Source organism: Alteromonas infernus, from assembly GCF_902705815.1.
In genome coordinates this window covers 1-23,531 of sequence record NZ_CACSIG010000005.1, presented here as the reverse complement: position 1 = coordinate 23,531, position 23,531 = coordinate 1, and the positions used below count along the sequence as shown (strand labels likewise).

The 23,531-nt window shown below is 42.3% G+C and carries 19 protein-coding genes and 4 pseudogenes; 15 read left to right on the top strand and 8 right to left on the bottom strand.

The features are described 5' to 3' along the window. The first annotated feature begins 3 nt into the window (after positions 1–3). Both ACX5J7_RS01265 and rmf read left to right on the top strand, forming a co-directional pair. Entirely contained in the window at positions 4–1,761 is a 1,758-nt protein-coding gene (locus tag ACX5J7_RS01265; protein ID WP_498705817.1) for a DUF3466 family protein, read from the top strand. Between the two features lie 301 nt (positions 1,762–2,062). Beyond that, positions 2,063–2,239: a ribosome modulation factor gene (gene rmf, locus ACX5J7_RS01260; RefSeq protein WP_015067275.1), complete on the top strand. Its 177-nt coding sequence runs from the start codon at positions 2,063–2,065 to the stop codon at positions 2,237–2,239. Between the two features lie 94 nt (positions 2,240–2,333). Here the strand turns inward: rmf and fabA are convergent, their stop codons facing one another. Further along, positions 2,334–2,852: a bifunctional 3-hydroxydecanoyl-ACP dehydratase/trans-2-decenoyl-ACP isomerase gene (gene fabA, locus ACX5J7_RS01255; protein WP_014998413.1), complete on the bottom strand. Its 519-nt coding sequence runs from the start codon at positions 2,850–2,852 to the stop codon at positions 2,334–2,336. Positions 2,853–3,058: 206 nt separating this feature from the next. Here fabA and ACX5J7_RS01250 point away from each other — a divergent pair. Continuing rightward, positions 3,059–3,347: pseudogene (locus ACX5J7_RS01250) on the top strand (hypothetical protein). Here ACX5J7_RS01250 and ACX5J7_RS01245 read toward each other — a convergent pair. From ACX5J7_RS01245 to ACX5J7_RS01235, 3 genes are read right to left on the bottom strand one after another with little or no spacing between them, the layout of a single operon-like run. Next, on the bottom strand, positions 3,344–4,975 hold the full coding sequence (locus tag ACX5J7_RS01245; protein WP_498705814.1) for a cryptochrome/deoxyribodipyrimidine photo-lyase family protein: 1,632 nt from the start codon (positions 4,973–4,975) through the stop codon (positions 3,344–3,346). The pseudogene ACX5J7_RS01250 and the gene ACX5J7_RS01245 sit on opposite strands and share 4 nt — an antisense overlap. Positions 4,976–4,986: 11 nt before the next feature. Then, the gene (locus tag ACX5J7_RS01240; protein WP_498705811.1) at positions 4,987–6,105 is read right to left on the bottom strand and encodes a DASH family cryptochrome; all 1,119 of its coding nucleotides are present in this window, start codon (positions 6,103–6,105) and stop codon (positions 4,987–4,989) included. Then, on the bottom strand, positions 6,062–6,295 hold the full coding sequence (locus ACX5J7_RS01235) for a deoxyribodipyrimidine photo-lyase (RefSeq protein WP_498705810.1): 234 nt from the start codon (positions 6,293–6,295) through the stop codon (positions 6,062–6,064). The genes ACX5J7_RS01240 and ACX5J7_RS01235 overlap by 44 nt, the downstream gene beginning before the upstream one ends. 111 nt (positions 6,296–6,406) lie before the next feature. On the opposite strand from ACX5J7_RS01235, the gene ACX5J7_RS01230 reads away from it, so the two are divergent. The 6 genes and pseudogenes from ACX5J7_RS01230 (at position 6,407) to ACX5J7_RS01205 (ending at position 14,486) form a co-directional block, all read left to right on the top strand. Continuing rightward, positions 6,407–7,831: a cryptochrome/photolyase family protein gene (locus ACX5J7_RS01230; protein WP_015067279.1), complete on the top strand. Its 1,425-nt coding sequence runs from the start codon at positions 6,407–6,409 to the stop codon at positions 7,829–7,831. Between the two features lie 3 nt (positions 7,832–7,834). Further along, positions 7,835–9,375: pseudogene (locus ACX5J7_RS01225) on the top strand (cryptochrome/photolyase family protein). After that, positions 9,362–9,499: a DUF2256 domain-containing protein gene (locus tag ACX5J7_RS01220; protein ID WP_024016339.1), complete on the top strand. Its 138-nt coding sequence runs from the start codon at positions 9,362–9,364 to the stop codon at positions 9,497–9,499. Before ACX5J7_RS01225 ends, ACX5J7_RS01220 begins: the two are co-directional and overlap by 14 nt. A 54-nt stretch (positions 9,500–9,553) precedes the next feature. Continuing rightward, positions 9,554–10,876, top strand: a complete 1,323-nt coding sequence (locus ACX5J7_RS01215; RefSeq protein WP_498705807.1) for a DUF2254 domain-containing protein — start codon at positions 9,554–9,556, stop codon at positions 10,874–10,876. Positions 10,877–12,641: 1,765 nt separating this feature from the next. Further along, positions 12,642–13,916 carry a tyrosine-type recombinase/integrase gene (locus ACX5J7_RS01210; RefSeq protein WP_278385732.1) on the top strand — a complete coding sequence of 425 codons (1,275 nt, stop codon included), beginning with the start codon at positions 12,642–12,644 and terminating at the stop codon, positions 13,914–13,916. A 219-nt stretch (positions 13,917–14,135) separates the two neighbouring features. After that, entirely contained in the window at positions 14,136–14,486 is a 351-nt protein-coding gene (locus ACX5J7_RS01205; RefSeq protein ID WP_012518536.1) for a hypothetical protein, read from the top strand. A gap of 23 nt (positions 14,487–14,509) precedes the next feature. Here the strand turns inward: ACX5J7_RS01205 and ACX5J7_RS01200 are convergent, their stop codons facing one another. Beyond that, positions 14,510–14,863 (bottom strand): diacylglycerol kinase, encoded by a 354-nt coding sequence (locus ACX5J7_RS01200; protein WP_012518537.1) that lies wholly within the window; start codon positions 14,861–14,863, stop codon positions 14,510–14,512. 68 nt (positions 14,864–14,931) lie between these two features. Further along, a pseudogene (locus ACX5J7_RS01195) lies at positions 14,932–15,355 on the bottom strand (universal stress protein). Between the two features lie 201 nt (positions 15,356–15,556). On the opposite strand from ACX5J7_RS01195, the gene ACX5J7_RS01190 reads away from it, so the two are divergent. Beyond that, positions 15,557–16,030, top strand: a complete 474-nt coding sequence (locus tag ACX5J7_RS01190; protein ID WP_015067285.1) for a c-type cytochrome — start codon at positions 15,557–15,559, stop codon at positions 16,028–16,030. A gap of 92 nt (positions 16,031–16,122) precedes the next feature. Here ACX5J7_RS01190 and ACX5J7_RS01185 read toward each other — a convergent pair whose 3' ends face one another. Then, positions 16,123–17,754: an FMN-binding glutamate synthase family protein gene (locus ACX5J7_RS01185; protein ID WP_278385736.1), complete on the bottom strand. Its 1,632-nt coding sequence runs from the start codon at positions 17,752–17,754 to the stop codon at positions 16,123–16,125. Between the two features lie 399 nt (positions 17,755–18,153). On the opposite strand from ACX5J7_RS01185, the gene ACX5J7_RS01180 reads away from it, so the two are divergent. From ACX5J7_RS01180 to bfr (ACX5J7_RS01170), 3 genes are all read left to right on the top strand, one after another. Further along, positions 18,154–19,725 carry a cation:proton antiporter domain-containing protein gene (locus ACX5J7_RS01180; protein ID WP_498705799.1) on the top strand — a complete coding sequence of 524 codons (1,572 nt, stop codon included), beginning with the start codon at positions 18,154–18,156 and terminating at the stop codon, positions 19,723–19,725. Between the two features lie 133 nt (positions 19,726–19,858). Continuing rightward, positions 19,859–20,335, top strand: a complete 477-nt coding sequence (gene bfr / locus ACX5J7_RS01175; RefSeq protein ID WP_014949586.1) for a bacterioferritin — start codon at positions 19,859–19,861, stop codon at positions 20,333–20,335. After that, positions 20,335–20,802, top strand: a complete 468-nt coding sequence (bfr, locus tag ACX5J7_RS01170; protein ID WP_012518543.1) for a bacterioferritin — start codon at positions 20,335–20,337, stop codon at positions 20,800–20,802. The genes bfr (ACX5J7_RS01175) and bfr (ACX5J7_RS01170) overlap by 1 nt, the downstream gene beginning before the upstream one ends. 69 nt (positions 20,803–20,871) lie before the next feature. On the opposite strand, the gene ACX5J7_RS01165 is transcribed toward bfr (ACX5J7_RS01170), so the two are convergent. Beyond that, entirely contained in the window at positions 20,872–21,351 is a 480-nt protein-coding gene (locus ACX5J7_RS01165; protein WP_015067288.1) for a hypothetical protein, read from the bottom strand. A 229-nt stretch (positions 21,352–21,580) separates the two neighbouring features. Between ACX5J7_RS01165 and ccoN the strand changes: the two genes are divergently transcribed. Further along, positions 21,581–23,014 (top strand): cytochrome-c oxidase, cbb3-type subunit I, encoded by a 1,434-nt coding sequence (ccoN, locus tag ACX5J7_RS01160; RefSeq protein ID WP_012518545.1) that lies wholly within the window; start codon positions 21,581–21,583, stop codon positions 23,012–23,014. A gap of 15 nt (positions 23,015–23,029) precedes the next feature. Next, positions 23,030–23,531 (top strand): annotated as a pseudogene (gene ccoO, locus ACX5J7_RS01155) (cytochrome-c oxidase, cbb3-type subunit II); the annotation flags it as partial.

The following is a 23,531-nucleotide window of genomic DNA, read 5'->3' as shown; positions in this document are numbered from 1 at the left end:
TAAATGAAACGAACTCAGCTTGCCGCCGCCGTTCTGTTGGCAACAGGAAGTGTTTCGGCATTCGCCGCGACCTATTCAGTGACGCCTCTTCCTTTACAGGATACCGCTAGAAACAATTTTGCTCGCTCAATTGATAACGCAGGCAAAATGCTGTCTGTGGTTCAACTTGAATACAATCCGCCGATTGACGTTGAGCAACTTGAAGAAGACACCACCTTCTTTGACGTCAGTGGCGATAGCTTAGAGAATGAAGAAGATGCACGACAAGGCGTGTTTTCAGATATTGATTACACGACTATCGTAAATTACCTGCTGCAAAATACCACTGCGACCACAGGTCAAAAGCTTGCTACCTTCAGAACTTATGTGACCGATACGCAAGATATCTCGCTAGTACCAGGCCTTGATGAAGTAACAGATAAGTTCGATGATTATACTCGGTCTGTCGAGGTCACAGGCAGAGATAGCTTAAATGGCAACTTTATTGTTGGTGATTCGACGGGGCTAGTAGTACTAGACCCGTATGAAAACGAAGATGGCGATACGATAAACTACACGTACCGCGAATCGGCAGAGCAAGGTTTTGTTCAAGCGTCAGGTGAAACAAAAGTTCTGCCAGCCATTGACACAACAGCAGGCGGTTTCTCTTCAGCACGTGCAATAAACGCTAATTTGCAGGTAGCTGGGTTTAGTACCGTAAGCTTTCGAGATGATGTCGATGACGCTATAGAAACCTGTACTGATGACGAACTGCGTGGAGACCAGTCTGAAGGCCGTTGTTTGTTTACCGTTTATAATGGCAATTTTGCGGTACCGCGTATTTCTAGCTACTACATCAACACGTCATCAAACTATTTGCCTGGCTTTGTTTTACTCTCTGAAGTAAACGCAACTATTTGGCAAATAGACGTAAATGGCGATGTGGTAAGCACTGAAACTTACCCGCTGCTGTTCGAGCCAGATGAAGACGATGAACGTCACTATTTCACCTATGCCTATGACATTAATAATCAAGGTATCGCCGTTGGAGAAGGGCTAACGGGTGACAGAGTTACTATTACTCGCCCTAACGCTTCAGGCCTTAGCGAAAGCGAGCGTGTAGCAACCGTTTTCAGAGATGGCGAAACCATTGAGCTTCTTCCAAGAGAAGAAAATCTTCTCAGCCAAGCCATTGCCATTAATGATGAGAACTGGGTAACAGGGGCAGTACTGCGCTCGCAAAGTGATATCGCTCGTTCGCGCTTATTTGTATATAACTTAGATACCCAAGAGCAACACTACCCATCAGGCTTTTTCTCAAGCGCTGGTGTAACGGCCAACGCAATAAACAACAATAATGTTGTTGTGGGTAAAGCCGATGTCGATGCGACAAGCGATACCCTGCGAGAGACGGCAGCGTTCATGTATAACATCGATACTGAAGAGTTTATCGACTTAAATGATTTAGTGTCATGTGATAACAGCTATGAGTTGTTAGAAGCTGTAGACATTAACGATGACAATGAAATTATTGCTAATGCACGTATTAAAGCTACAAGTAAGTATGTAACGGGTGCTGACATTATCAACACTGACGGTGAAACCGTAGAAGTCGATACTGTCGTAGCGGTAAAATTATCACCTATCGCTAATGGCTCTATTGATGAGTGCGAAATTCCAGAAGATGAGCAACCGTTCGAGCGTAGCGGTGCTTCAACGGGCTGGTTAGCTTTCTTCGGCCTATTTGCAGCAACGTTTATGCGTAGACGTGTTAAAAAATAGTTGAATAGTGGCTTAAACTTTAATCCACCTTTAAAAGCCGCACCTACGCGGCTTTTTTTATGCCTAAAAAATACAAATTGCGACATATTTATGCATAAAAAATGTAACATAAATTTCATAGAAACTTCATCTATTTAAAGTTTGTCAAGGCCTTTAATTTTTTATTTTTCTTGAACCATTTAGTTAATTGCACTATCAAAGTAGTGTACGCAATCACTTTTCCGGCACTATCAAGTGAAATGATGTAGAGCGCTCGAGAAAATGATTTGTTGTACGTCCAACAAACGAAAGAGGCTAATCAATGAAAAGACAAAAAAGAGATAAACTGACACGTGCTCACGCAAAAGGCTATCAAGCTGGTATTAGCGGTCGTGCAAAGGAAAATTGTCCATTTCAGCAAAACGATGCACGTTCACAGTGGTTAGGTGGATGGCGCGAGGCAGTAGAAGATAGGCACTTAGGATTAAGTGTTAAATAACACTTCTCTTTTATCAACTGATTATGCAAAAGGAAAGCCCCTGAAAAGGGGCTTTTTCGTGTTTGATAGCGCTTTGAACTAACTAACGTTTTAACTAGAAGTTAGAGGTATCTTGGAAAAGACCAACTTTAAGATCTTTCGCTACATAAATCTCGCGACCATCAACTTCAACTGTACCGTCGGCCATTCCCATAAATAACTTGCGTTTGATTACGCGTTTCATGGTGATTTTGTATGTTACCTTCTTAGCTGTGGGTAGTATTTGACCGGTGAATTTTACTTCACCCACACCTAGTGCTCGGCCTTTACCCGGGCCGCCGCTCCAGCCTAAGAAAAAGCCCACTAATTGCCACATTGCATCTAAACCAAGGCATCCTGGCATGACCGGATCGCCTGGGAAGTGGCAATCAAAAAACCATAAGTCAGGCGTGATATCCAATTCAGCGATAATTTCGCCTTTGCCATGTTCGCCGCCGTCTTCAGTAATTGAAACGACGCGGTCCATCATAAGCATATTCGGTGCGGGAAGTTGGCTGTTACCCGGACCAAACATTTCGCCACGGCTACATGCTAGTAAATCTTCTCTGTTAAAACTATTTTTCTTCTCTGACATTCCCAACTCGTTGTTGTTTTTAAAGTGACGGTGTTAATTTAGCGAACACTTGTACGCCAAACAACTCTGAACAGTCATTTTTCTGAAGAAAAGCGCGTGCTAATATAGTTTAGTGACTTTAGCCCGTACAAATATCGCTCTACAAGCGCAATATTTAAACAGCCATTACCCTAAGCTCTACCATAACGTAACTTTGTGTGAAAACTATGACAGAACAAACAACAAAAAAGCCCCAAAAAAAAAAGTCAGACAGATAGAGCAAAAGCCAATGCTGATAAACAGCGTCGTTTTAGAGAAAGACAAAAAGAAGCTGGTAAAAAGCTAGTTAGGGGCTATGTTAGCCCAGAAGCGAAAGCGTGTTACGATGAAATCCGTGAAAAAACAGGCTGGACTGACAGCGAGGCTATGTCTAATGCCATGCGCTTAATGTACGCCTCTTATAAGTGTGGGCAAATTAAGCTGTTAACCGAATGGCTTCGAAAAAATAACCGCTAGTGGTTTTGAGTCGTCTTGGACTTAAACCACGCTCGGCTGGGGCTATTTTGCATTGTATGACGATGTATGATGCGCTTCGCTTCTTTTATAACATCATCTCGCTCCCGGTAATCCCACAAGCGTTTGGCGGTCGCGCGGTTGTGTTGAGCTATGTCCACAATAGGGGCGATATAGTCACGGTCGAGGGCAAAGTCGAACATTTGCGCTTCAAGCGGTAACAGCGAATAAGGCGCATGTACCGCGTCACTGGGCAGTGAACCAAGCTCAGGTACCCACTTTTTGATGAACTCACCCTCTGGATCTAGCTTTTTAGACTGAGACGCAGGGTTGTATAGGCGAACCGTGTGAATACCGGTCACGCTTGCTTGCATTTGAATTTGAGGGTAGTGAATACCTGGTTCAAAGTCCAAAAACTGCGTAGCAAGATAGTGGGCAGCCTTGATCCAATGTACATTTAAATGATGGCATAAAAAGCTTGTTACCATGGCACGCATGCGAAAGTTGAGATACCCAGTTTGCCTAAGTGCACGCATGCAGGCATCAACCAAAGGATAGCCCGTTTGACCAATACTCCAGTGGTAAAAGCGACGTTCTGCTTCCGGCCCGTCTATGTAAGGGAAGTTTTCATATGCGCTGTTCATAGGGCGCCATTCAATACTATGTTCACTTTCAAATTTTTGAATAAAGTGGCAATGCCAGTGTAACCTTGATGTTAACGCGGACAGGGCACGGCTCCAGCGCTTTTTCTCGTGTATTGGCAACGCTCGTTTCTTATGTTTTTGGCGCTGTACACTTTGATACACTTGCTTAATCGAGATATTGCCCCAAGCAAGGTATGGGCTCAAACGAGAACAAGCACGCCTTGCGTACTCGGGCTTAGAAATGTGTTGGTGATAGTACTGACCGCGATCATTAAAAAAGTCCTTAAGTACTTGCCACGCTCGCCGTTCGCCACCGGGCTGCATTGCGCTAAAATCTATAAGGCCGTCTTCGGATAAAACGCCACAGTATTTTGACAGGTAATCCTTATTTATATATTTTTTTGCCGCATATAAAGCAGAAACCTCACTCAGTGTTAGCGACGCTTTTTGTATATCAACATGCACATTCCATTTAACCCAATTTACACGCTTTAGGTCGTAATCATAGGTGCTTTCAGCAAAATACTCCTCCCAGTTAGCTTGCCACTGCGCTCGATGAGGCAATCCTCTTATTACCGCGCCACATTTTGCTTCCAAAAAGGGGATGCGCCTATTATTCAGATAGTTAGCGACCCGTAAGTCGCGGTTATACGTAACCTTTAAACCTATTTCCTGGTAACTTCTAACCGCGTTAATCGTGTAAAACCGTGAAATAAAGGCTAGGGCATCAACGGCCTCCATATGCAGCGTTAGTACGTTGACATGTTCTGGCAGTTGACCATTTATATCGTCGATACTTTGCTGAATAAAGTGCCAGTGACGCACGCTCATGTGCGGTTCTTCTATTAATGACGGTTCCCAGCAATAAAGTAAGAGAATACGTTCATTAGATGCGACAGCACGAAAAAGGGGTTCATGGTCTCGCAAGCGAAGATCTCGCTTTAACCATATTATTGTAATAGGCGGTTTAGTGTTGTCGCTCAACATACAGCTAGGTACTACAACCACGCCTTACGAAAGCGACCATCGGGGTCATATATTTCCGTTTGTTTTTGTAAATTGAATTGCCTGTGTCCACGAGGGTCGCTTCCAACGCCAGCAAGGTAAAGCCAGTTTCCCCAGTTACTTCCCACGTCATAGTCAATAAGCTGATGTTCAAACCACGCTGCACCATATCGCCAGTCTTGGCGTAATTCATGAACAAAACAACTTGCTACTAGCTGGCGGCCTCGATTTGACATGTAACCGGTTTCGGCAAGTTGGCGCATGCATGCATCTACAATGCGATAACCTGTTTCTCCTTTACACCAGCGAGAGAAGGTTTCCGGGTCGTGACAGGTGGTGGGCTTTCTACCTTGTATACCACTAATACGAAACCACTTAGCACCATACTTGCACTGTAACCAATGGAAAAATTCTCGCCATAACAACTCAAAATATACCCAGTATGTTGAGTCGTTTTTCTCTATGGTTTGTTCAAAGCGCTGAACTTGTCTTATAACTTCGCGCGCTGACAGAGACCCATTCGCTAGCCACGCTGAAAGTTTAGTACTGTCTTTCCACGTATCTAAGGTGTTCCGAGTTTCTTTATACGTTGCCGCTGCCTTCCAATCGAATAGGTAGGTTTCTAAATGGTTAAGTGCGGCCGACTCCCCCCCAATAAATGATGAAGGCGAGGGCTTAGGTAAACTCAACTCGATGTCTAAAATATACTGCTTATCAATATTAGGCATAAACCCGTCTGGTAATTGGGCGATGCGCTCTAGAACAGGTAACGGTGTACAGTGCTTTTCTACTTTTCTACGGAACGGACTGAAAACATCAGGCATGTCTTCAATATCAAAAGGTAATACTTCGGCGTCAAATAGCCCAAACGTTGGCGTTTCAATAACCCTAAGCGTGTTGAAAAAGCGCTTTACTGTATTGAGTTGGGCAGTTTCATCGAAGCCACAATGCTGACTTACTCCTAAATGCGTGTACCCGCCGGCATTGAGCAACTGCACTATACATTCAGCAGTATTACCCTTGAGAATAAGGAGTTCATGACCTCGTTGATTAAGTTGCTGTTTTAAATCACTTAAGGTTTGTAATAAAAAAGTATGCCGGTGTTTTCCCATTGGTGAAAAAACCGAAAGCGGCATCATCAAAGCATTTGTCATCTAAGATATAGGTGAATGTCACTTGAGAAACCGCTGTGCATAGTTCAGCAATAGCGGGCTGGTCATGAAGTCTTAAATCATGTCGAAACCAAAAAACACCTCTTTGAACATCACTCAAGCCTGCATCTTCAATCTGTTGATTTATCATACTATTTTAATGGTACTTTTTATTTATTTACCGGATCCTGAATCCGGTTTAAGGCGTAATAGTTAAAATACGATAAATATTAGAAATAAGTGCAATATCTGAGGAAAAAAAGTGACCGTTCCTGTAAGCATTATGTGGTTTAGACAAGACCTTCGCGTAAAAGACAACCCTGCATTGAATGCAGCGTGTGACATGGGAAAAATCGTTCCCATCTACATATTTGATGAAAGTGCGCCAGATGGCAGAATGCCTGGCGGTGCAAGCAAGTGGTGGCTTCACCATTCGTTAAAATCTTTAAACAAACGGCTGAACGGTCATCTACAAATTTTTAAAGGCGATCCACAAACTCTCATTCCAAAGCTCATGGAGTCCTTTAATGCATCGTCTATCTTTTGGAACCGGTGTTACGAGCCATGGCAAATTAACCGTGACAAAGCCATTAAAAAGTCACTTCTAGATAGTGACTACGAGGCGCATAGCTTTAACGGTAGTTTATTGTGGGAGCCAATGAAGGTACTCAAAAAAGATGGTACGCCTTATCGAGTTTTTACCCCTTACTACAAAAATGGCTGTCTACAGATTGAAGAGCCACGCTACCCGAAGGCACCTCCAGCACGTATTACCTATGCAGATGTTGACGATAACAGCGATGGCTTAGCCGCGTTAGCGTTGCTTCCCACCATAAAATGGGATGATACCATTGCCAAGGAGTGGACGCCTGGCGAAGATGGCGCGGCAGATAATCTGTCTGACTTTATTGAAAACTCAGCACGAAGGTATAAAGACGGCAGAGACATTCCTTCGGCGAAAGGAACTTCACGACTGTCACCGCATTTACATTTTGGCGAAGTGTCACCAAACCAAGTTTGGTATGCCATAAAAGATAGGTTCGGGACTAGCGAAGACAAAAGTATCGAGACTTATCTCAGTGAACTTGGTTGGCGAGAATTCAGCTATTACCTTCTGTTTCACTTTCCTACGCTACCGAATAAAAACTTCAACGATAAGTTTGATAAATTTCCATGGCGTACTGACGCAAAAGCGCTAAAAGCGTGGCAAACCGGTAATACAGGAATTCCTATTGTTGATGCGGGTATGCGTGAACTGTGGCAAACAGGCTACATGCACAACCGCGTTCGCATGATTGTGGGATCATTTTTAGTCAAAAATTTGTTATTGAGCTGGCATGAAGGTGAACGCTGGTTTTGGGATACCTTACTTGATGCCGACTTAGCCAGTAATAGCGCTAGTTGGCAATGGGTAGCAGGCTCAGGGGCAGATGCCGCACCGTACTTCAGAATTTTTAATCCCATCCTCCAAGGTGAAAAGTTTGATAAGAAAGGCGGCTATGTTCGTCAATATTGCCCCGAACTAAATGGACTGTCTGATAAATACATCCACAAGCCCTGGGAAGCACCATCTGCTATATTGAAAGAGGCGGGTGTTGAGCTTGGTAAGGATTACCCTAAGCCTATTGTTGATTTAAAGGCATCACGCCAGCGAGCACTAGACGCGTTTCAAACATTAAAAGAGTAGGGAATGGCAGCACTTATTTTAGTCCTAGGTGACCAGCTCACCGACTCATTACCAGTAATAGCGGGCGCCGTAAAAAGCAAAGACACCATTCTTATGGCAGAAGTGCGGGAAGAAGCTACCTATGTAAAGCATCATAAAAAGAAGATCGCTTTCCTGTTTAGTGCCATGCGTCATTTTGCTGAACATTTGCGCGACAATAACTATCAGGTTAACTACGTCCACTATACCGATGAAGGCAACCAGGGTGATTTACTTGCACAAGTAAAGCATACGTTAAATCGGCAGCACTTTGATGAAGTTAAGGTAACTGTGCCTGGGGAATATCGGCTGCTTAAAAGCATGCAGCAGTGGCAAAATCAACTAGGTATACCCGTTACTATTTGCGAAGATAATCGCTTTTTCTCTACCCCCAATGAATTTAGTGAATGGGCCGATGGAAAAAAGCAGCTTCGCATGGAGTTCTTTTATCGGGAAATGAGGCGCAAGCACAATGTGTTGATGGATGGTAAAAACCCTATTTGGGGGGAAATGGAACTATGACGCGCAAAATCGCGAGTCTATGCCTGAAACCCAAAAGGTGCCAAAACACACCACATTCGCTATTGACGATATTACTTCAGATGTTATCGAATTAGTAAAAAGTGAATTCAGCGAACATTTTGGCGATATTGATAATTTTCACTTTGCGGTCACGCGAAAAGATGCACTCAGCGTTTTGAACAGCTTCATCGAAGAGAGGCTACCAAATTTCGGTCAGTATCAAGACGCTATGGTCGAGGGAAAGCCTTGGCTTTATCATTCACATATCGCGTTCTACTTAAACTGTGGCCTTCTTACACCGAAAGAAGCCATTCAAGCCGCCGAACAAGCCTACCACGCAGGGCAAGTGCCGCTAAATTCTGCGGAAGGGTTTATCCGACAAATTCTGGGATGGCGCGAGTATGTTCGCGGTTTCTATTGGCACTTCATGCCTAACTTGAAGACCGATAATTACTTCGATAATAGTAGAGCGTTACCTTCTTTTTTCTTGGGATGCGCAGACCAACATGAACTGTATGCGTCAGTGCATTAAAGAGACTCAGCAAAACGCCTATGCTCATCATATTCAACGGCTAATGGTAATAGGCAATTTCAGCTTGTTAACCGAACTGAGCCCTGAAGAGGTACAAGCTTGGTATTTGCTGGTTTATGCCGATGCTTATGAATGGGTTGAACTGCCCAATGTCGCGGGAATGATTTTGTACAGCGACGGTGGAAACTTAGCAAGTAAACCCTACGTCGCAAGCGGGAGCTATATCAACAAAATGAGTAACTACTGCAAAAACTGTGGCTATCAGGTTTCGAAGAAAACGGGACCAAAAGCTTGCCCCTTCAACTATCTTTATTGGCATTTTATTGATAAGCATAAAGAAAAGTTAAGTAACAATCACCGTATGGCAATGATTTATAAGACCTATGGGCGGATGAAAGAAGAAAATATAGAAACCATGAAACAGGACGCCACGATATTTCTATCAAAGCTAACTAAAAATGAAGAAGTCTGACTTACCTACCAAAATCTGCCCGGTCTGTGATAGGCCATTCACATGGCGCAAGAAGTGGGAAAGAGATTGGGAGAATGTGAAGTACTGCTCCAAACGTTGTGCTTCTGCGAAAAAGCCAAGGTGAATCAAAAATAGAGTAACGCACGTATCAAGAGAATCGAACAATAAGAGTAAAAGAATGGAAGCCCCAATTACCGTAGACAAATTAAGATTTCTCATTTACAGCTTTAAAGAGAAGTTGTGGTTGAAGCCGCTTGTATTTTGTGTGCTATCACTTATCGCTGTATTTATCGCAAAGGTTGCCGATGGCACGTCAGTTGCTGAACATATTCCTGAAATAAAGTCTGAAACTGTAGAGACATTACTGTCAATCATGGCGTCTAGCATGATGGTAATTGCCACATTCTCTGCAGGAACTATGGTTAACGCTTATGCTTCAGCCAGCCAATCTTCAACGCCGCGCTCGTTAAGCCTAATTATTTCCGATGACGTTTCACAAAATGCACTGTCTGTTTTCATTGGTGCATTCATTTATAGTGCTGTTGGCATTACTGCTATAAACCACGCTTTTTTCGAAAAAGCTGGGGTCTTTATCTTATTTTGTTTAACGTGCTTGGTCTTCGCTGTTGTTATTTTAACCTTTATACGTTGGGTAGACAGTGTGGCTCGATTGGGCCGTGTCGGCTCCACGTTAATAAAAGTTGAACACGCCACTGGGCGCGCCATAAGCAATAGAATTGGAGCGCCATGTTTAGGTGCAGTGCCGCAAGATGAGATAAAAGAGCAGGGGAGTCATGCTATTTACACGAATGAGATTGGCTATATTCAATTAATTGATATCGCAAAACTGCACAAGTGGGCCAAAACCAATGGTAACTTTGTAAATGTGGCCATGCTTCCGGGGGAATTTGTTACACCCGATAAGCCCATCGCATTCGTAAAGTATAATGCAGATTTCGAAGACATTATCAGCGCTTTTAAAATAGGCGAAGCCCGCTCTTTCGAAGCTGACCCGCGCTTCGGCTTTATTGTTTTAGCAGAAATCGCATCTCGTGCTTTATCACCATCAGTAAACGATCACGGTACGGCTATTAACGCCATTAGCAGTATTACTCGGCTATTACTTATTTGGTATAAAAATGCCGAACAAGATAGTCGTCAAAACGAGCGTAAAAACATTAAGCTTAAAACTCATGATAACGGCGAACCACATTATAAATATGATGCTGTATCTGTCCCGGCATTAAATGTAGATGACTTGTTTGATGATGCTTACACCAGTATTGCGCGTGATGGCGCGGCCAACATTGAAGTAGCGATACGTATTCAAAAGTCACTTAATACGATAAAAGCCTGCTTTAATCGCGTAGATAACACGTTTGTTGAGGCCGCCAATAAATTAGCAATACAAAGCTACGAACGCAGTAAAATAGCGCTAAGCTATGATGAAGACGTTAAGCGATTAGACAAGGTTTTCAAAAATGGCAGTAACGCGCAATAAATATCTGACTTATTTAATTGTAAGTTTATCAGTTTTTAATATAAACAAAGCCAGGCCATAATTGTGTTTAGTATGAGGCATGGCTTTTTCTTTTTAAGCATGAACGTATCTTAATTCAATCTCAAAACCTTTCATTTAAAGCACGGTATAAAGCGCGCTTGTCACATTCTCACTCAATCTCTATCTGAATTTCTTATCGGTCGCCGCCATGAGTAGAATTTCATACCGTGACGCTACGTGAATGAAATTAAATAATCAGGGTAATCATGCCGCACATTTTACGTAGCGTACGATTCAATTTCACGACCCAATTTATTACGCCTAAATCAAATTATCTGAGCGGTTTTAAATCAAAAGTACCGCTGTAAGTGAAACGTTCACGCACAAGCGTAAACGCCAACACAGCAGCCACGCATAAAAGTCTGTGAGTAATCACAGCCAACAAACCAACCAAATAGAGCGACATCATCGCCCTCATCGTTCACATACACAATTACGCATAATGTATATTATGTTAAATATGATATATGAATACTCTAATAAAAAGAAAATTAAAGCACTATTAATTAGTGCGTTATTAGATGTAGATATTTAAAGCGTTATGAATGGTTTACCGCTGATTAGGAATTAAAAGGTTCTGGTTATAAAACACGAGTTTAAATATAGGTTTTGTTCGTTACGTTTTATTTCTTAAATAAATCTAGCAAACCATTTATAACCGTATACTTGAGAATGAGTCCTGCTCGACAGGTTTTAAAAAGCTAATTTATAACAACCTATAGATGATTAAACGTCGCCTTTTTCAAATAAAAGGCTTCGGTTGATAATAAAGAATACAAGACTACAATCTTTGTAATCTATCGATAACAATCTTATTTAGTACTTAATACAAAGCACGCTATCTAAATAAGTAATATTTGTTGGGCTAAGTAAAGTGATAAATATAAGGTATTGAGATTAAAGAAATACTCGTTAATAAACGATAAAAGCAATTTAAAAACGTGTCATTAATAAGTTCAGCATGTTTAATTGCAAGCACTATATTTAATTCGGCGTCAGTACAACAAGGTTAATCATGAATAAAGTATTTACGTAATACACAGAGGAACTTAATGTAAAAGCGGATGACTTATCGTGGTTCAGATATTGAAATACTGCTTACTGAGCGCCAGTCTGAAAGCCGAAAAACGAAAACGGTACGAGTATCGCCATTTAACTGTGGTAGGTAAATTGGCCACGTTGCTATCACCTATTCCGCTAAGATAGCAGTATCAAAAAAGTGATAACCATGAGTATGGATGAAACAAGCCATTCAAGACCTTGTGTTTATATTTAGCGCGTCGTTCTACGGCCAGAGGTCTTCGGTCTGCCACCTATTTTAGTGCATTTTTCAGGCAACGCTACGTGAAATCTATAGGCATAATAAGGGTATTGCCTTATAGATTTCACACAGCGCACGCGTTTATCTGAACATAAATTGCGCGCAAATCGCGAAATTCTATTGCTTCTGTTTAAAAAGGCAGCCGTTAGACAACTAAACTAAGCGGGAATTAGCATAAGACTGTATAAACATACAGTCATGTGGTAAAGTGGCACCTAATAGGAAATACTACTGAGCTAATAGGAAATACTACTGAACTATCAGGCAAGGTATCCCGATTACGCGTTCTGTAAGCCTATATTTATTGAATAAACGTATGGTTAGACCTGCGCTAATACAAGGATTACCTTGTTACTTCACGCATGATAATTACAGTTATCATGCGTGAATAACTATTTAAATCAATACGTTACAAAATTATTTATAAAAGATACAATCTTATTGAACGCGCTACATGCAGGCCAATTCATGTCATCTAAGCAAAAGATAACACATTTACACCCTCATAAAGTGAAGCGGCAAGCGACAAGTGATTCATTGGATCATAGCAATAATAGCAGCCACGCTTCCGGTTATTACGATTCTGGTAGTGGCTCCACTAAAGGAGGTGTCAATTCGCAACTCGTTTCGCCTTCACGTTCTTCATCTACGCATGATGTTGAAAGTTACTACCGAGAAATTTTTACTAAGTTACCGTACAACACGCAACGTGCGTATATTAGTGACTACAACGAATTCGCAATTTTTTGTAAGCAGGCTAATCTGCAAGGCTTCACCGACGATTTTAGCCACAATGAATTATGTATAAAGCAATATGTAGAAGAATTGTGTCGTTCTCCCCTCGCCTACAGAACGATTAAACGTCGTCTGTCTGCGCTCAGTAAATTTTTAGGTGTTGCTAAATTGCCTAACCCCATCATCCGTTCTGCCTATTTAAGAGATTTTATAAGACTGTCTCTTATTGAAAATAGAAAGTATCGTTTGACACACAAACAGGCCATTCCGCTTACCATTGAAATGGTTGAACAAATAAATAACGCTATTATTCCCGACTCTTTGTTAGAACTAAGAGATATTGCCATTATTAACCTTATGTTCGATGCCTTACTGCGTGCAGACGAATTAGTAAGAGTCTGTGTAGAAGATATTTCTGCCAGGAATAATACACTGCTTGTGGTTTCTTCTAAGAGTGATCAATCTGGACAAGGTCAATATAGGTATGTTTCCTCCAGTACGGTTTCTATGATCCAAGAGTATATAAATGAAGCAAATACTTGCCCTAAAACCAAACAAACCCGACATGTTTCAGATTTACGTGGGCTACACAAAGGCATACTTTTTCGACGATTGACGAATCATAAAACGGCACTATTGCCCTTTGACGAACAAATACCAAGTCATAAAGCAAACGTTCTTAATTACTCAAGTGTCTATCGTATTTGGCGACGCATTGCCCATCGTGCTGGAATTTCCGAAAATATTACGCCACACAGTGGTCGCGTTGGCGGCGCAGTATCGCTTGCAGAAGATGGCGCATCTTTACCCGAACTGCAGCTTGCCGGGGGCTGGCAATCTCCAGAAATGCCGGGGCATTATACTAAACAAGCGAATGTAAAACGGGGCGGCATGGCGAAATTGTCCGCCAAACGCAATCGATAACCCACTGAAAATAATAAAGTATTTTTCGTTAAAAGGTTACGCGTAACATTGGTCAATACCAACAGCACCCTACTCTGCAACGCTTTGTTATCTTTACCAATCTAAATACGTATTCCCTGCGTAACAACTGCATACATTATCGAATCTAGTTTGCGTACGGTGTAGGTATTCAATCACCTCAAGTACGACATGTTTTTGCTTTACGTAAAGGAGTTATATATGAGTAGCGGAATCGATACAAAGCACGGCAAACTACTGGCAGAGTTAGTCGTTCCCTCTTCGTCTTGGCATGTTCAACCAGAGAAACAAGACCCCTTTAAATCGAAAGAAGCAGCGGTTGAGTATCTGAACTCTCATAATGAGCCCTTATATCTTCATGTACCACTGGCACAGTCTGATGATTTCGTACGCATTTGCGTTACCTCACGAGATGACGATGTAGTATTTACGATTAAAGACATCAGTAAGGGTGGCGAAACTTCAATTCACTATTCGCACATAAAGAATTTAGACAGCACTATTCGAACGTTAGTTAATGAGTCGTGTGACAAAAAAATAAAGTCGCTTTAGTAACCCCACGTATTATTACTTGGTTACCATAAAATTGATAACCAAGTAATAATAGCAAGCAAGAGGCTAACGAAGACAGCGGCCGAGCCAATATCTTTTGCTCGTCCAATGAGTTCGTGGAAGTCGGTTGTTATATGATCGCAGAGCTTTTCAATCGCGGTATTGAGAAGCTCTGTGATTAAGACAATAAACAACGACACGATAAGCAGTAATTTTTCTACCGTTGAAATGTTCAAGAGCAAAGCCGTGGGGACTAATAAGCTCATCGCCATTAATTCCTGCCTTATCGCCGCCTCACTTTTAAATGCGGCACGCAGTCCTTTGATTGAATAATGGGTTGCAAAAAGAAGCCTAGAGAACCCTGTCCGTTTGATCATTTTTAGTATTATTCATTCCCACAAAAATCATCACGCTAGCGAAGCTTCATGACAGTCGAATGACATCGCTATACTTTTACCGCCAACACATCTGTTTTTACACCGTGAAGCACAGCATTTGCGGTTGAACCGAGTAATAGCCGCAAACCACTTTGACCATGGGTGCCTACAACAATGAGATCGGCGTTAAGTTTTTTCAGCCATATGGTGAATCTCATCAGCGGGCGAACCTATTTCAACATTGACATGGCTATAGGGAATATCATGCTTTGCTGCCACATCTTTTAGCTGCCTTAAGGCTTGCTCTCTTACCTCTTGTGAAAAATCTTTTTCTAAAAAGAAACCGTAGGGCTCCATATTAGTTTGGGGGTATGCGACATATAGCAAGTGGAGCTTATGGCTATTACCAGCGATGGAAATCGCTCTTTCTACTACCACGTTGTAATCAGAATACACATCTATAGGTACTAAAATCGTATTGTAGCTTTGCATAGCTTTTCTCCCGTTGTGATAAACAGTTAACGCCAAATAATCGCTTTGCTTTTGCGTAAACTTGATAACAAGAGATTATCTTGTGTTTATTGTTAATACTTTGCGCTAGGTCAATATAAGTTCCAACAGCTACTTCATACTAAATTTATCAACTGAGCTTTGAGATATCATTTAATAGTAAAGTAATAGAAGGAATAAGTGATGAAGACCGCAATCATACTGCTAGCTACGCTTCTGCTTTTTGCCTGTGAGCAAGGCGCAAAATCACCCAGAGGGTTTAGTTTACCCGAAGGCAACGCGGAACAAGGTTATCTGGTTTTTAAAAAATATCAGTGCCAAGATTGCCATAGAATTGCTGGCGAAGGCGAAGATGACAGCGCCCAATACTTGTTGGTTAAACCTATACCGCTAGGCGGAAGTAGTGGCAGAATTAAGACTTATGCAGAACTTGTGACAAGCATCATCAATCCTTCACACAAATTGACACCCCGACAGCCTGCAAGCTTTACAAGTGAAGATGGTGTTTCCTTGATGCGCGTTGTTAATGACGAACTCACCGTTTCCGAGCTCATAGATTTGGTGGCATACCTTCAACCAAAATATAAAGTCTCACCTTATAGAACCAGTGACTATCGTCTTTATCAATTACGTATTCCAGAAAAGAAAGTGGAATAGCAAAAAAGCACGTACACGCCTGGTCTTAGAGAAATTGGCCAGGAGTGTAAATGCCTTTTCATGAAATCACCGTTCTCGTTGCTAGTAGCGCTTTACGAAACGTCTTTCGTTTCTTTTTCAACTTCAGCTAACAAACTACACGGCATAAAGCTTTCTGCATTGGCCTCTTTAAGGTGAAGCTTAAACCGTTCAGGTACCTCATCAGTAAGGAAGCTTCCGGTTTTCACTAACGGAAAAATCTCATCATAGCGTGCGACGTGACACTGATCGACCCGCCTGAAAATATGAGTTCGGTTTAGCTCACTGGTTTTAACATGGCCGGTAGAAGATAAAATATCCATCAGTGCGTGAATTGTCTTTCTATGAAAACGGTAAACCCTTTCAAATTTGTCCTCTACATTTAATCCGCGGGCAAGTCTTGGATCCTGTGTTGCTACGCCAGTTGGACACTTATTCGTATTGCAAGACAGTGATTGAACGCAGCCTAAAGCTAGCATCATGCCTCTCGCACTATTACATAAATCGGCGCCTAAGCTTAGGTTTTTAGCGAGTTGGAACGCCGTAATTATTTTTCCAGATGCGATAATTTTAACCTTCTTCCGAAGGTCGAAACCAGTAAGACAGTCATCTACAAACGCCAGCGCTTCTCGAAGGGGAAAGCCAATGGAATTCGTATACTCTAATGGAGCCGCGCCAGTTCCACCTTCGCCACCGTCTACGGTAATAAAGTCGGGGGTAACGCCCTTTTCAACCATGGCTTTACACATAGCAATAAACTCACTTTTCCTTCCAAGCGCTAATTTAATGCCAACGGGCTTATAGCCACTTAGCTCTCGTAACTCAGTAATGAAATCAATCATCTCCAATGGCGTCGAAAACGCTTTATGTCGCGGCGGAGAATCGACCTGAGTCCCCGGCTCTACCCCTCTTATTTCAGCGATTTCAGGGGTATTTTTATACGCAGGAAGAATGCCGCCATGGCCTGGCTTAGCGCCTTGACTCAATTTTATTTCTATCATTTTAACGTTGTCTAACTGTGCCTTTTCCTTGAACAAGTCAGGATCAAAGCCGCCGTCTTTGGTTCTACAGCCGAAGTAACCCGTACCAATTTGCCAAACGATGTCACCACCATGTTTTAAGTGGTAGGGCGTCAGACCGCCCTCACCGGTATTGTGATAAAAGCCACCTTTCTGCGCCCCTTTATTTAGGGCAAGTACTGCGTTTTTAGATAAACTGCCAAAGCTCATTGCACTGATATTCAGCACACTGGCTTCGTAGGGCTGCTTACAATGTGGTCCGCCAACAGTAATGCGGGGGTTTTCATCCATTTCCTCAACTTCGCGGGCAGATAACGAGTGGCCAATCCATTCATATCCCTCTTTATAGGTGTCGAGTTGCGTTCCAAATGGAATAGTCTCGCGGCTATTCTTAGCACGCTGATAAACAATTGACCGAAACATCCTCGATATAGGCGCGCCACCCGTATCGGTTTCAATAATATACTGCTGTATATAAGGTCTAAGGCCTTCAACAGTCCATCGGACTCGACCTATCAATGGAAAGTTTTTCAATATGGCATGTTTTGATTGAAACGCGTCGTATAAGCCAAAAATAAGAAGGGTGACAGAGAGTAACAAAAACCACCAAATGGGAGTCCAAAGCAAACCAATTGCTACATTAAAAACAACCAACATGCTAAGCACGCCTAATATTGTAATACGCATTTAAAGTCCTTCTTTATTTTGGTCATGTTTTATTTGCATACTAAGCCACTAACCTTCTTCAATACACCCAAAAGTGAGATCTAGATTTGCCTTGGCGGTAAATAGCTGATTTGAAAACTTAATTTGAACAACCTATTAGGCACACCTATCGGTTACGCGTTACCATTAGTGCGATAGAACACGCATATAACAGAAAAAATACTCAGCAATAAAAACACGCTTTTTAGCTGCGAAAACAAGCTATTGCATGTTAATCTACAGAAAGTATTTACACCTTAAACACTTGGTATCTGATAACCACTATCAATAATAAAAATCGATAGCTTATCCAGATATAAAAGTGTTGTACCCTTATTAAAGGCTACGGTTTTTACGTATAACTATTTTGAAAGGTAATTCATGGAGTATGCATTTCTTCTCTTCGCATTTGCGTGCGGTTTAACGGTTAAGCTTATCGGCATTCCTCCACTTGTCGGCTATCTCGTTGCTGGCTTTTTATTAAATTTCGCAGGCTATACCTTAACCGAAGATTTAACCCAAATAGCTAATTTGGGTATTACTATCATGCTCTTCACCATTGGGTTAAAGCTCAATATTCGTGACTTGAGTCGTCGCGAGGTTTGGGCTGGAAGCATCACACATACCTTAGTTTGGGTAGGTGTTATTACCTGTTGTTTATTTGCTATGGGGACGATAGCAGCTAATTTTGTAGACGGTCTTACTTGGGAAAGTGCTGCTCTTATTGCATTTGCCTTAAGCTTTAGCAGCACCGTTTGCGTGGTAAAGGTGTTAGAAGAAAGTGGTGAAAGCAAAACCCGTCACGGGCGTTTAGCTATTGGCATTTTAGTTATGCAAGACGTGTTCGCCGTAATATTTTTGGTCGTAGCCACAGGCAAGCTTCCTTCGGTATGGGCGCTTGCATTACTTGCCTTATTCCCCGCCATGCCACTCATAAACAAAATGATAAACAAATCAGGACACGGTGAATTATTACCACTCACCGGCTTCATCCTAGCGCTCGGCGGATATCATTTATTTGAACTGGTGAATATAAAGGGCGATTTGGGTGCACTCATATTTGGTATTTTGCTTGCGCAGCATGAAAAAGCATCAGAACTTGCCAAATCATTATTAAGCTTTAAAGATCTGCTGTTAATTGGGTTCTTCCTCACTATAGGGCTAACAGCGCTTCCAGATTTAAATATGATAGTGCTGGCCATCGTATTCTGCTTGTTTATTCCTCTTAAAGCAGCGCTTTTCTTCGGGCTATTTACCTCACTGCGAATAAGAGGCCGTACGGCTTATTTAAGTAGCTTGGTGCTCTCAAACTACAGCGAGTTTGGGCTCATAGTTGGCGCACTTACTGTATCGCTTGGATTGCTGGCTAATTCGTGGTTAGTGGTTATAGCGCTTGCAGTGTCTATTTCATTTATTTTTACCAGCGTGCTGTATCGCAATTCTCATTCTCGCTATCACAAATACAAACAAACAATAAAACGCTTCGAGAAGCCTGAACGATTAAAAGAAGATATCTATCCTACTTTGCACAATGCCGAATTTTTAGTCTTAGGAATGGGCCGCGTAGGCCGTGGAGCATTTAACGCGCTTTCTAAGCTAAGTGAAGTAAACGTATGGGGCATGGATGCTGACAGAGTTAAAATCAAAGAAATGGCAAGCGAAGGCCTTAACGTAATTTGTGGTGATGGCGAAGACGTTGATCTGTGGGATAACCTTGATATACAACAAGTTCAGCTTGTTTTACTGGCGTTACCGTCAATTCAGGATTCCATCAATATTACGCGCCAGCTCAAAAATGCAGGCTATACGGGCAAGGTCGCAGCTATCGCTCGTTACGAAGATGAAGTGTCTCATTTACTAGAAAATGGCGTAGATAAAGTGTTTAACTTCTTCACTGAAGCTGGGCTGGGTTTTGCGGAAGAAAGCCTTGCCTATGCTCATGCGCAACAGTGATGCAGTTCTAAATGCGAACAATGGATGAATTGAGAAACGTTATCGTTTGTAAGCGGCTGTTTTTCAAAGGAATTTTGACGCATCACAAATATTAGTCTATACTTGCGGCAAATACGTCAATAGGGTTTACACAATGCAAGGTGATAAACAAGTAGTTGCAAAATTGAACGAAGTGCTCACAAGCGAACTTACTTCGATAAATCAATACTTTCTGCACGCCCGTATGTTTAAAAACTGGGGCTTTTCCGAGTTAAACGAAAAGAATTACAAGAAGTCCATCAAGGATATGAAGCAAGCCGATGATCTCATTGAGCGTATTCTTTTCCTAGAAGGGCTACCTAACCTTCAAGCGCTAGGTAAACTTTATATTGGTGAAGATACCGTAGAAATGCTGTCGTGCGATGCGCGTTTTCAAAAAGAGCAGCTTCCCCTACTTCGCGAAGCCATCGCATTATGCGAAGAGAAACAAGACTATGTGTCTCGCGATTTATTAGAAGACCTTCTTGAATATGAAGAAGAGCACTTAGACTGGATTGAAACGCAAGAATATCAGATTGATGCGATGGGTATTGAAAACTACCTGCAAGCGCAAGTAATGGGAGATGACTAATGAAAGGCAATCAAGCAATAATCAATGGCTTAAATGAGCTGCTTTCATACGAACTAGCAGCCATGGACCAATACTTTATTCACTCTCAAATGTATCTCGATTGGGGGTTGAATAAGTTGTATGAGCGAATCGATCACGAGTTTGATGACGAACGCGGTCACGCAACAAAGCTCATAGAGCGCATGCTGTTTTTGGAAGGCACCCCTGATATGACAAAGCGCACAGGCTTTAAAGTGGGTAAAGACGTACCAGAAATGCTTGAGAGCGATTTGCGTGTGGAATACGAAGTTGACGCAAAACTACGTGAAGTCATCGCGCTTTGTGAAACTGAGAAAGACTACGTGACCCGCGACATGCTTATTGTTCTTCTTGATGACACAGAAATGGATCACGCGCATTGGTTAGAACAACAGTTAGGGCTGATTAAGCGAATTGGCCTTTCGAACTACTTACAGTCGCAAATGTAAGTTGTGAAAAAAACATAGTAAAGTAATAACGGCTGCATCGCGCAGCCGTTATCTATTGTGCTGCCATACTTATTGTTGCGTCACAAAATATAAATAGTGGGGGTTGTCCTTTCCTTCAATATTTAACCGCAATTGCCATTTCATAACTGGCTCACTACAACTGCCTAACATAAACCAACCTGACCACTTTCCTTGACCATCGTTATCTAACAGCACGGGAATTTTGCCCATATACATGTTTACCCCTTCAATCCAGGCACTCTCGATTTCTTGATTTTCAGGAATTAAAATTTTCAACGTTACCGATTCTTCAGGTTCAGGCATAGTTGAAAATGTGGCAATGGCCACCTCGCCATCAATTAAGAATTCGCAAGTTTCATTGACAAAGTTGCAGCTGTTTCCTATTCCATTAACTACGCTCGTGTCTTTTAACACCGATGACTGGAATTTATGTGCAAGGTATACACACACGGCTACAACAATAATAGCCACTAATGGAAGCTGGGAATGTAAAAATTTTGATCGTTTATTGTTATCGTTATTTAGCATTTCTTAAATTTTGTGTATTTCTTCATTGACGGAGATCAAGCTTAGGTAGTTTATGGTATCTTTTTGTAATTAAAAACCTTATCATCCGCGTACCAACTGGCTTGGAGACAATAATTATTACTCTTTCCAAGCTCGGTGTGAAGCGTTATTCCTTAGCTGATACACGTCTCGACCGTACTATTCCGGCAGTTGGAGACCATAGTTCATTTGAAGTGGAAGATTCATTAAAATGAGTGAAATAAGCCAAGCACAACCTGACTACAATTATAAAGTAGTTAGGCAATTTACCATCATGACCATAGTCTGGGGTATCATTGGTATGGGCCTAGGGGTATTTATTGCCGCGCAGTTATTTGCACCTATGCTTAACTTTGACACACCATGGCTAACATTCTCACGTTTGCGTCCGTTGCACACTAACGCCGTTATTTTTGCCTTCGGCGGCTGTGCGCTATTTGCAACGTCGTACTACATCGTTCAGCGTACCTGCCAGGTAAGACTGTTCAGTGACAAACTTGCCGCATTTACCTTTTGGGGTTGGCAAGCCGTTATTGTTTTAGCTGTAATTACCCTACCTATGGGCTTAACCAGCACTAAAGAATACGCTGAACTAGAATGGCCAATTGACATCCTTTTGGCACTGGTTTGGGTCGCTTACATCATCAACTTCTTCGGAACCCTAGTAATCCGTAAAGTTTCGCACATTTATGTAGCGAACTGGTTCTTAGGTGCGTTCATGCTAACTGTTGCAATTCTTCATATTGGTAACAGCATGGCTATTCCGGTATCTTTCACTAAATCGTATTCACTGTATGCAGGCGCAGTAGACGCTATGATGCAGTGGTGGTACGGCCATAACGCGGTAGGTTTTTTCCTAACTGCGGGCTTCCTTGGTATGATGTATTACTTCGTGCCTAAGCAAGCTGGTCGCCCGGTTTATTCATACAGACTTTCAATTGTTCACTTCTGGGCACTTATTTCTCTGTATATCTGGGCTGGTCCACACCACCTTCACTACACTGCCCTACCAGACTGGACTCAGTCACTAGGCATGGTGATGTCTATTATCTTATTCGTTCCATCTTGGGGTGGTATGATTAACGGTATCATGACGCTATCTGGCGCGTGGCATAAGCTTCGCACTGACCCAGTACTGCGTTTCTTAATTGTTTCATTGTCTTTCTACGGTATGTCTACTTTCGAAGGCCCAATGATGGCAATTAAAACCGTTAACGCATTATCTCACTACACTGACTGGACAATTGGTCACGTACACTCTGGCGCACTAGGTTGGGTAGCAATGGTCTCAATTGGTTCAATTTACCACTTAATTCCAGTGCTATTTGGTCAGCGTGCAATGTACAGCACCAAGCTAGTTAACGTGCACTTCTGGTTCGCTACTATCGGTGTTGTTCTATACATCGTAGCAATGTGGATGTCTGGTGTACTTCAGGGTCTAATGTGGCGTGCAGTAAATGCTGATGGTACGTTAACCTATAGCTTTGTTGAGTCATTAGAAGCGTCTAAGCCGTTCTATGTGGTTCGTTTCATTGGTGGTTGTTTCGTGGTAGCGGGTATGCTCATTATGGCATACAACACATGGAAAACCGTTCGTGCACCTAAAGGCAGTATCGCTGCAGATCCAGCGACTCAGCCAGCGTAGTTAAGGAGACGAATAATGAAAAACGCACATGAGTTAATTGAAAAAAATGTCGGTCTGTTAACGGTATTAATTCTTATCGCTATCAGCTTTGGTGCCATGGTGCAAATTACGCCGTTGATGTTTCAACAGCAAACCATGGAACCGGTAAAAGGCTTACGTCCATATACCGCGCTTGAGCTAGAAGGCCGTGACATCTACATTCGTGAAGGCTGTGTAGGTTGTCATAGTCAGATGATCCGTCCATTTCGCGCAGAAACAGAGCGTTATGGTCACTACAGCGTTGCTGGTGAGTCAGTATGGGAGCACCCCTTTCCTTTGGGGCTCTAAGCGTACTGGTCCTGACCTTGCACGTGTTGGTGGTCGTTACAGCGATGAATGGCATCGTGTTCACCTGCTTAATCCTCGTAACGTAGTACCAGAGTCGAACATGCCAGGTTTCCCTTGGCTTGCGGAAAACACGCTTGACGGCGAGTTAACAGCTAAAAAAATGGAAGNGTTAGAACAACAGTTAGGGCTG